The sequence below is a fragment of the Shewanella sp. CAL98-MNA-CIBAN-0140 genome (genome assembly GCF_040309905.1).
GTDB classification, from domain to species: Bacteria; Pseudomonadota; Gammaproteobacteria; order Enterobacterales; family Shewanellaceae; genus Shewanella; species Shewanella psychromarinicola.
In genome coordinates this window covers 37,407-45,516 of sequence record NZ_JBEOPI010000036.1, presented here as the reverse complement: position 1 = coordinate 45,516, position 8,110 = coordinate 37,407, and the positions used below count along the sequence as shown (strand labels likewise).

The window sequence follows — 8,110 nt, the reverse complement described above, 5'->3', positions numbered from 1 at the left end:
GATGTCTCTGGCGCTTTGACAACCGCGGCAACATCATCTGACTCTGGCGGCATATCAAACTCGGCTAATAATGAATCTATATCATCTTCTGCAGAATTTTCAGTTGAATCGGCTGATGTCTCTGGGGTTTTGACAGCCGCAGCAGCAACATCATCTGACTCTGGCGGCATATCAAACTCGGCTAATAATGAATCTATATCATCTTCTGCAGATGCATCTAGATCATCAGTTTTATCTTTCGCCGCTCCTTCTGTATCTAAACCCACCAATAGATTGTTGAGATCATCGTCATCTTCAAGAGGTTCTAGATCAGAATCTTGATCCTCCATGGCCTCAGCCCATAAATCATCTAATGAAGTCCCATCTTCATCTTCTAATTCTTTTTCGCTAATGAACATATCAGATGCCATATCCATCTCGGTATCACCGCTCATTTGGATTTCTGGCTGTAAATCAACACTGTCTGAATCCAATAAATCATCAATTGACTCTTCATCATTTGAATCTAAATGGATCACCATATCGTCAGAGTCATCATTGGCTATTGCGGTAGTTGACTCTTTTCCTGGCTGGGTTTCAGTTTTTATTTCAGCCTGTTGAGTTTTTTTATTACGGCGACTGAGAAGCCAAAAAATAATGCAAAATATCGCTATAAGAGGTATCGATGCTGCAAGGATCAACAAAATAGTGTTGTCCATTAAGCTGCGCCAAAAGTCAGCGGGTTCTTCTACTGCGGGTTCAATATTTTCAGTTTGGTCTACAAGTTTTTTATTTTCTAGCGTTAGACCTTCATATTTATCGCGTAATAGCTGTAAATCTTCTTCAAGCGAAGCAATATTTAATGACATTTGTTCAATTTTGTTTTTCAACACTTGATTGTCATTGTTGCTGATCATTAATTCATCTTGTGAGCGCGCCAACTCATCTGTAAGCATTAACGTTTTTGCATTGGCTTTATCTAGCGTGCTATTGAGATCCTTGACCACAACGGCATTAGCCTCAGTAATCGCTTTGGTTTGTAGCGTTACAGCTGGTGTTTGTTTGGCTATTTGCAACGATTTTGCTGCAGAGGGCTGATTAATAACAGTACGAGGCTGAGTTTGTTTGCTAACACGGCGATCATCTTGCTCAGCACGGCGTTTAGCAACCTCATTGGGAATGGCGGCTATCACATCTGCAGAAGGGACCAGTAATATCATCCCTCGCTCTAATGTATTGTAATTATTACCGCTAAAAGCGTGTGGATTAGCGTCAAATAACGCGGCCATCACCTGATAAACACTGACATTATTACTAGGCCTGACTTTTTGCGCAATACTCCAAAACGTATCTCTTGATGTCGTCGGACCATATTGCCGTTTAGCTTGTTGTTTAACCTCGCCATTGGGCCCAGTAATTTTGAGTGTTTCTGCCTGTGCAGATCCAATAAGTTGTACACTGGTTAAGCCAACGGCTGTGCAGGCAATCAAACCCACAATATATGAAGTACGCAAAGTCATCCAATCCTTCCCTTTTAGCGCTATTGAGTTACCGGTTTGGCAACAGGCTTGAGGCAATTTTTATCGTTAGTATTATGGTCGTTAACTATATCTGATCACATCCATGATGAGCCAATTTTGCAGGCGATTTCAATGCTATTGATGTTAAAAATGATATGTTTACGACTATAAACTAGATTTACCGGACCTGCTACTATTGGGGTCAGTTAAACGAAAAAAGCCTGCTCATTGCAGGCTTTTTAAACTAAATCGCGTTGTTGATAAAAACATTACTCATTATTAAAGTGTAATTAGTAATAATCTCTAATCAAAATCTCGGCAATTTGCACACTGTTTAACGCTGCACCTTTACGAATGTTATCGGCAGTAACCCATAAATTTATACCGTGAGAGTGCGAAATATCTTTACGAACACGACCAACATAAACAGCATCATTACCTGCTGCATCAGTAACAACGGTTGGATATTCATCATCATTTTCAAATAACACAATACCTGGAGCATCACGTAAAACGGCTTTAACATCTTCAGCATCAACAGGTTGACGCGTTTCAATATGTATAGCCTCTGAATGACCATAAAAAACAGGCACACGAACCGCAGTAGGGTTAACGACAATTTCATCGTCGCCAAAAATCTTTTGCGTTTCCCACACCATTTTCATTTCTTCTTTGGTGTAGCCATTGTCCATAAACATATCAATTTGTGGTAAAACATTAAATGCTATCTGCTTTGGATAAACCGACGGCTCTGAAGGTAAACCTTGGAGTAATTTTGCACATTGATCCGCTAACTCTTCAATCGCTTTTTTACCTGTTCCTGACACAGACTGATATGTCGCCACGTTAATACGTGAAATACCAAAAGCATCATAAATTGGCTTAAGTGCAACTAACATCTGAATAGTTGAACAATTAGGATTGGCAATAATATTGCGATTGCGGAAATCCGCAATGGCTTCAGGGTTAACTTCAGGCACCACGAGCGGCACATCAACATCATTGCGAAAATGTGAGGTGTTGTCGATAACGACACAACCCGCTTCACCCGCAATAGGCGCCCATTTTGCAGACACATCGCCACCAGCAGAAAAGAAACCTATTTGTGCTTGCGTCCAATCAAACGTTTCTACATCAAGAATTTCAACTTGTTTACCGTGAAAACTGACCGTTTCGCCAGCACTGCGACTGCTCGCTAATGGAAACAACTTAGCAACCGGGAAATTACGCTGCTCGAGGATCTCAATCATAGTTTGACCCACTGCGCCCGATGCACCTAAAACGACTACATTAAATTCCTGAGACATAATTAACGCCCGACTCCTATTATTCAGTTTGAATGATCAATTTACCTTAGTTTGCTTATGCTTTACTAGGGTTAATCTGCTAAAAAGCCTACTTTGAAGTGATTATTTCTCAACTGGCTAGAAATACTGTTTTTTGCCCTCAATATGTTCCTCTATAGGTCATATCGGTCCTAGGTCATTAATTAAAGCCTAAAGCGCTGAGCATCGATTGATTAATCCCATCATCAGATAAAGTTTGCGTAGATTGAGTTAACGAGATGGCGCTATATTCTCGACGGTAAGTATGATTTTTACGCATTAAATCAAATCCGGCCGTCGTTGCAAAACAACCTCTAAAGGTTACATCATCATCACGTAAGTCATAGACTAAACGTGATAATTTCAGCAATTGGCTTTCGGTTAAATCACCTTGACTCACAATTTGATTAAATTGAAAGGTCGGTAGCAAACTCGCCAAGGATTTGTCCACCGGTAAACCGAGTAATTCACACCACTTTTGATACAATATAAAGGTGCCTCGAGCTTTGCCTTCAAGGCTATAACCGGCAATATGCGGCGTAGCAAACTCTGCCAAGGCGACTAATTCGGCCATAGGGTTAGGTTCGCCTTCCCATACGTCGAGCACAAGTTTGATATCGTCACGTTGTTGTTTAAATTTGATCAACGCTCGGTTATCAATGACCTCGCCTCGACAGCAATTTAATAACCATGTATTGGGTTTCAACTGATTGAGTCGAGTGTCATCAAATAAATACCAGGTTTTATGCTCACCCTGTTTGGTAATAGGCACATGCAAACTAATAATATCTGCATGTTCAATCAGAGTGTCTAGTGACACAAATTCACGTGTATCACCTTGTTCGGCCTTAATAGGGTCGCACAACAACACTTTTAAACCATAAGCTTGCAAACAGTTCGCGGCTGCAGTGCCGGTATTTCCTGCACCCACAATGCCCACAACTTTACCTGCTAATGACCCACCGAGACGCTGAGCCAACTCCAGCATCGCAATAAAGGCATACTCACCTACTGCCTTCGCATTACATCCTGGCGCATTAGTAAAAAAGATATTGCGCTCTACAAGATAATCAACATCTACATGATCAGTGCCAATCGTCGCACTACCCACAAATTTAAGCTTATGCGCTTGTTCAATTAACGCTGCATTCACTTTGGTCACCGAACGCACCAGCAACACATCGGCATCCTGCACTTGAACAGCGCTTAACGTTCGGCCATTTACGTATTCAATTTCCCCTAAGTCACCAAACAAGGCATCGACATAAGGCATGTTTTCATCGGCAATTATTTTCATTTTGTTATCTTATTTACTGCGAATTTAACGACATCACATTACGATTTTTTATGGAAGTATCTTATACCAAATGCCCCCACCTCGTCATTCCTAAGATTTTTTATTGGGGATCCAGCTTTTGATTTTGCTTGTAAGCCTAGGTACTAGAGCGGACTGCGTCCTGCTAGTTCGCTTCGCGGCTATAAAAGCGAAGCCAATACCTGATGCGTCTTTACGCTGCCCTTTCCGTAAGCACAGCGTCCGCTTATTATCGCTTATCATCGCTCTTCAGCTTTGCTTGTATAGCCTCTCGCCGCGAAGCGAACTAGCATCTAGGCATTTAGCCCTTTAAGCGCAGCGTTAGCCTGTTATTTTTCGTCGCTTGTCATCGCTCTTCAGCTTTGCTTGTATAGCCTCTAGCCGCGAAGCGAACTAGCATCTAGGCATTTAGTTTAAAAGGCAAAAACAAAAAAACCAGCACTGTTTCCAATGCTGGCTTTCATATCATTCACAAGTTAGCCCACAAATAACGTTTTACGCTTTATATTTACGCATCACTAATGTTGCGTTAGTGCCACCAAAACCAAAGCTGTTACTCATCATGGTGTTCAATTCCGCTTGGCGCATTTCACGCACCACTGGCATGCCAGCAGCATTCTCATCAAGGTTGTCGATGTTAATGCTTGGCGCAATAAAGCCGTCTTCCATCATAATTAAGCTGTAAATCGCTTCATGAACACCAGCCGCACCTAAAGCATGACCTGTCAGTGATTTAGTTGACGCGATTGGAGGCATATTATCGCCAAACACTTCACGTAATGCTTCAAGTTCGCGCATGTCACCTACTGGTGTAGAAGTGCCATGAGTGTTGATGTAATCAATTGGTGTATCCACATCAGCTAACGCCATCTGCATACAACGCACTGCACCTTCACCAGATGGGGCAACCATGTCATAGCCATCTGAAGATGCGCCATAACCCACAATTTCTGCGTAAATTTTAGCACCACGCGCTAGCGCATGCTCTAATTCTTCAACAACAACAATCCCGCCGCCGCCAGAAATAACAAAACCATCACGGTCTGCATCATAGGTACGTGACGCTTTTTCAGGCGTGTCATTGTACTTAGTCGATAATGCACCCATAGCATCAAAGCCCATGGTTAATGTCCAATCAACTTCTTCAGCACCACCAGCAAACACCATATCTTGCTTACCCATCTGGATAAGTTCAACGGCATGGCCAATACAATGGGCCGAAGTGGCACACGCGGAACTGATAGAATAACTCATGCCTTTAATTTTAAATGGTGTTGCTAAACAAGCGCTTGCGGTGCTAGACATAATGCGTGGCACAATATAAGGACCCACGCGCTTAACGCCTTTTTCACGCAATGTATCAGCAGCCTGAACTTGGTTTTTTGATGACGCACCACCCGTACCAGCAATCAAACCGACACGAAAATTAGAATATTGTTCTTCTGTCAAATTAGCATCAGCAATTGCTTCCTGCATAGCAATGTAAGCATATGCTGCAGCATCGCCCATAAAGCGAAGAGCTTTACGATCAATATAATCAGCGGGGTTCATTTTGATGTCGCCCCAAACTTTACTGCGTAATTGCATTTCTTCAAACTGCGCCGAGTGGGTAATACCGCTGCGACCCGCTTTCAATGACTCAGTCACTTCTTGCTTGTTATTACCGATACTTGAAACGACACCCATTCCGGTGATCACGACTCTTTTCATTTTTTTGCTATCCATTTGGTACATGTCGGTACTTAATTGCGGCAATCATAGCTGCTTTAAAGTAATTAAGTGGTCAGCTTTCCATAAATACAGGTAAAATAATGCCAAGTTATCGGCCCTGAGTAAAATATTTTGTATAAAACATCTTTATTATCTGTATCCCCAAATTTACACAACTTTTACATTTGTGATTTATTGGGCGATAAAGTCAATCAAAATAGCCGATATCCCCAACTCGCTAAACAGTATATAGACACAGTATTGCAAAGCGGTGACGGTAATAGAGCCGCCACGAATACTCAACCACGTTTATTAACGCTAGGCCAACTCGGTTTTGGAGATGGCCATGAAATAATACTCTTATTAGCAGCATTACAAGCGACTAACCTGCAAAATCCTTTGAAAAAGCATCAAACTCGAGTTCATATCAGTGTGTTTGAACATTGTCCAATAAACCGAAAGCAACTTGAACTCCAGTGGCAACAGCAAGGACTACTTCATTCGGATCATCATTTATTCGATTTTGCTCAAGCGTTACTTAATTGTGAAATAGCGGCCATCGAAGGTTGCCAACGACTGAGTCTACTCCAAAACACATTCATTATTGACCTATATCAAGGTTCGCCTATAGCACAAGCCAAAACCATTGCTACGCCGAATCAACAAAGGATAGCACATTGGTTTGCCCTTCCCCATACGAGCCAGGTCAGCTATTCGGATCATTATTTCAGTCAGCATTTGCTGTGGCAATATGGCCGGATCAGTGCTGATAATGCAACATTTTTAGCCGCTAGCTCAAATGATGACGATGTCACCCCTACCATCAAAAAGCAATTAGCACTTTGTGGATTTTTACATACTACTTCATCTCAATCAACTGATGACATCGCTATCGCGGAACGTAACGCACTAAGACAACAAATACGCCAACAGTTTGCTTATAACCCAATGCCATCTCTAGATTCTAACGACCAAACCCCTATAGCTATTATAGGTGGAGGTATTGCTTCTGCAAGTCTTGCCTTGTCGTTGGCTGAACGCGGAAAAGATGTAGTAATTTATTGTAAAGATGACACATTAGGGCAAGGTGCGTCAGGCAACAAACAAGGTGCCATTTATCCTTTACTGACTCCCGAAAATGACTCGCTAAGTCAATTTTTTCAACAAGCATTTCTATACAGTCGACGTCGTATCCAAGCATTAATTGATGATGGATATTATATTGGACATGACTGGTGTGGCGTATTACACACGGGTTTTGATCTACGCAGCCAAACAAGATTAGATAAAATTATTCATGGTCAAGCGTGGCCAAGTGAGATTGCTTTTGCCGTAAATCCAATCCAAGCTACACAGCTTGCTAAAGTAGATATCAATAAATCTGGTTTTTATTATCCATTAGGTGGCTGGGCTTGCCCGTTTGAATTAGCACAAGCCAGCATTGCCAAAGCACAAACATTAACCAAGGTTCGCATTCTCTATAATAGCGACATTCACTCACTTGAATCACACTCATCTGGCTGGCAACTGTTTAGTGCCGAAAACAAACACATCGCAACACACGATCAGGTAATCATCGCCTCAGGAGAGCAACTGACTCGCTACAAACAGACAAAAAACCTTCAGATTACCGGTTTTAGAGGTCAAGTGAGTCATGTCCCATCTCAAGGTGAACTGGCGCAGCTTAATACTGTAATCTGCGCTAATGGCTATTTGACGCCACAACATAATCAACTGCATTGCGTCGGCGCGAGTTATGTAAAAAACCCACAGCATCTTGATTTTTGCCCATTAGAGCAGCATGAAAACAGCCTTAAAATGCAACAGAGCTTTCCTAATTCGAACTGGCCTCACGATATTAATGTTTCAAACAATGATGCCAGGATCGGCGTAAGGATGGTCAGTCGCGACCACTTTCCCGTGATGGGATGTGCACCTGATGTTGAAGAATTGTTTGCGCGGTATGCCGTCCAGAAGCTATCCAAAGATAAACCCAGTCAATGGCAACGATACTGGCAAACTACACCTGCACCGATTTATGATGGCTTATATGTACTCGGCGGACTAGGCTCTCGCGGCCTAAGCTCAGGCCCACTTGTTGCCGAGTGCCTCGCTGCAAACTTATGTGGAGAACTGTCTCCCTTAAGTTCAGATTTGCAGGCACGACTTAGTCCAAATAGAATGTGGCTGCGTAAGCTGCTTAAAGGCAAAGCGTTGATGTAAAGGAGAAAGTCAAAACTAAGAATGGCTCCCTAATACAA

Annotated in this window: 5 protein-coding genes; 1 reads left to right on the top strand and 4 read right to left on the bottom strand. The window is 42.3% G+C overall.

The features are described from left to right. The 4 genes from AAEY93_RS16550 to fabB form a co-directional block, all read right to left on the bottom strand. Positions 1-1,499, bottom strand: a 1,499-nt coding sequence (locus tag AAEY93_RS16550; RefSeq protein ID WP_351078432.1) for a FimV/HubP family polar landmark protein, incomplete at its 3' end; no start/stop codon positions are given. 290 nt (positions 1,500-1,789) lie between these two features. Continuing rightward, positions 1,790-2,806, bottom strand: a complete 1,017-nt coding sequence (locus AAEY93_RS16545) for an aspartate-semialdehyde dehydrogenase (protein WP_124011811.1) — start codon at positions 2,804-2,806, stop codon at positions 1,790-1,792. Positions 2,807-2,984: 178 nt separating this feature from the next. Beyond that, positions 2,985-4,121, bottom strand: coding sequence for a 4-phosphoerythronate dehydrogenase (locus AAEY93_RS16540; protein WP_124011812.1), 1,137 nt, complete (start codon positions 4,119-4,121; stop codon positions 2,985-2,987). Positions 4,122-4,634: 513 nt separating this feature from the next. Beyond that, positions 4,635-5,849, bottom strand: coding sequence for a beta-ketoacyl-ACP synthase I (gene fabB, locus AAEY93_RS16535; RefSeq protein WP_164839498.1), 1,215 nt, complete (start codon positions 5,847-5,849; stop codon positions 4,635-4,637). A 132-nt stretch (positions 5,850-5,981) separates the two neighbouring features. Here fabB and mnmC1 point away from each other — a divergent pair, with 132 nt between their 5' ends. Then, positions 5,982-8,072 carry an FAD-dependent 5-carboxymethylaminomethyl-2-thiouridine(34) oxidoreductase MnmC1 gene (gene mnmC1, locus AAEY93_RS16530; protein ID WP_351078428.1) on the top strand — a complete coding sequence of 697 codons (2,091 nt, stop codon included), beginning with the start codon at positions 5,982-5,984 and terminating at the stop codon, positions 8,070-8,072. Positions 8,073-8,110 lie beyond the last annotated feature (38 nt).

Coding starts and splice junctions, on each gene's coding strand:
- AAEY93_RS16545 (WP_124011811.1), bottom strand. CDS start 2,806: ATGTCTCAGGAATTTAATGTAGTCGTTTTAGGTGCATCGGGCGCAGTG.
- AAEY93_RS16540 (WP_124011812.1), bottom strand. CDS start 4,121: ATGAAAATAATTGCCGATGAAAACATGCCTTATGTCGATGCCTTGTTT.
- fabB (WP_164839498.1), bottom strand. CDS start 5,849: ATGAAAAGAGTCGTGATCACCGGAATGGGTGTCGTTTCAAGTATCGGT.